2 protein-coding genes are annotated in these 2,105 nt (G+C 55.4%); one reads left to right on the plus strand and one right to left on the minus strand.

What is annotated here, in order from left to right; translation table 11 throughout:
• Positions 1-1,185: a 4-hydroxybenzoate 3-monooxygenase gene (pobA, locus tag ABWP81_RS11545; protein WP_353141913.1), complete on the minus strand. Its 1,185-nt coding sequence runs from the start codon at positions 1,183-1,185 to the stop codon at positions 1-3.
• 135 nt (positions 1,186-1,320) lie between these two features.
• On the opposite strand from pobA, the gene ABWP81_RS11550 reads away from it, so the two are divergent.
• A complete protein-coding gene (locus ABWP81_RS11550; protein ID WP_353132156.1) occupies positions 1,321-2,103 on the plus strand; it encodes an IclR family transcriptional regulator domain-containing protein in 783 nt (260 codons plus the stop codon).
• The last annotated feature ends 2 nt before the right edge of the window (positions 2,104-2,105 follow it).

Here is a 2,105-nt window from a genome sequence, read left to right on the forward strand (position 1 = left end):
TTACTCGCCAAAATTCAATGGCAAGCCCACGTAGTTTTCAGCCATGGTGCGCGAGCCGGCTTCGCTGTGAATCAGGTAGTCCAACTCTGCCTCTTGAAACTTTTGCCCAATTTCGCCGTGTTCAGGAAAGCTATGCATCAAGCTGGTGAACCACCAAGAGAAACGCTCTGCACGCCAAATGCGGGCTAAGCAGCGTGTGGAGTAATGGTCAATGCCTGCATGCGACTTTTCAACGCAGGCTTCGATCAGCGCGTCAGACAAATACTTCACATCGGTTGCGGCCAAGTTCAATCCCTTGGCGCCTGTGGGCGGCACGATGTGGGCGGCGTCACCTGCCAAGAACAAGGTACCAAAGCGCATGGGCTCGGTCACAAAGCTGCGCAGTGGCGCAATGCTTTTTTCAATGCTCGGGCCAGTCACCAATTGTTCACGCGCTTCTGGGTCTAGGCGGTTTCGCAGCTCGGTCCAGAAAGCATCGTCGCTCCACTGCTCCACTTTGTCCGTGAGTGGCACTTGCAAGTAGTAGCGGCTGCGTGTGTGGCTGCGTTGCGAACACAAGGCAAAGCCGCGCGGGCTGTTGACATAAATCAGCTCTTCGTGCACGGGCGGTGTGTCTGACAACACACCCAGCCAGCCGAAGGGGTACACCTTTTCAAACTCTTTGATCGATTTTTTGGGCACGCTGGCACGACACACACCGTGAAAGCCGTCACAGCCTGCAATGAAGTCGCACTCGATGGTGCGGCTCTTGCCATCTTTGCTAAAGCTCACACTGGGCTTATCGGTGTCGAAGCCGTGAATTTGCACGTCATCAGCTTCGTAAATCGTGGTCAGGCCAGCTGATTGGCGTGCGTCCATCAAATCACGCGTGACTTCGGTTTGGCCATAAACCATCACTTTTTGGCCGCCCGTCAGGGCCGCCAAGTCAATGCGGTGGCGTGCGCCTTTGAACAACAAATCAAAGCCCGTGTGTACCAATCCTTCTTTGTTCATGCGCTGGTCCACGCCTGCTTGAGCCAACACCTCTAGCGTGACTTGCTCCAGCACGCCTGCGCGAATCCGGCTCAACACATAGTCGGGGCTTTGGCGCTCCACGATCACCGCATCCACGCCTGCTTTGTGCAACAACTGCCCCAACAACAAGCCCGAAGGCCCGCCACCCACAATGACCACTTGTGTTCGCATGTCTCTAATCCTTTTATTTCGAAGTGCTGCGAGATTAAAGGTGCACTTGATCTAACGCAAAGTCCAAACGACAAATCTGCACGGTGAATAGAATAGATGCACGATGATCGCGCAACCTACAACAGATACAAACCCATGAACAAAGCAGACTGGATTGAAGGCATGGCCCGGGGCATGGCTGTGCTGGAGAGCTTTGACACTGAGCGCCAACGGCTCAACGCTACTCTGACCGCGCAACGCACTGGCCTGACACGCGCCGCGGCGCGTCGGCATTTGTTGACATTGAAGCAGCTAGGCTACTTGGAAACCGATGGTCAATATTTCTGGCTTTCAGCCAAGGTGCTGGGCTTTGCAGGCAGCTATTTGTCCAGCGCACGTTTGCCACGCGCCGTGCAGCCCACCCTGCATCAGCTGAGCTTGGCCACACAGCTGTCTTGTTCAGTCGCAGTGTTGCAAGACGATGCAGTCATCATCGTGGCACGGGGTATTTGGCAAGGGCCAGATTTACCCATCAAAGCCAGCCACAGTGTGTTGGCCTACGGTCTGCATGTGGGCACGCGCTTGCCTGCACACGCCACATCTACAGGCCAAGTGCTGCTGGCCAACTTACTGCCTGAACCGTTGAAAACATGGCTTGAGGCCAAACCTTTAAGCCGACTCACCGCGCACACCGCCACACAAGCCAAGGACCTGAAACTAAAGCTCAAACAAGTGGCCAAGCAAGACTATTGCTTGGCAATACAAGAGCACGAGCTAGGCGTAGACGCCTTGGCCGTGCCACTGCGCAATGAACGCGGGGACACGGTGGCAGCGCTTAACTTGGTGCGCTCGGGGGCTGGGCCAAACGCGCCAGATTTGGCAACGCGTTGGTTGGCGTTGTTGCAGCAAACTGCGCAAGCATTAAGGCCGTTGATATGAAA

The sequence above is a fragment of the Limnohabitans sp. genome, from assembly GCF_040401135.1.
Classification (GTDB): Bacteria; Pseudomonadota; Gammaproteobacteria; order Burkholderiales; family Burkholderiaceae_C; genus Limnohabitans.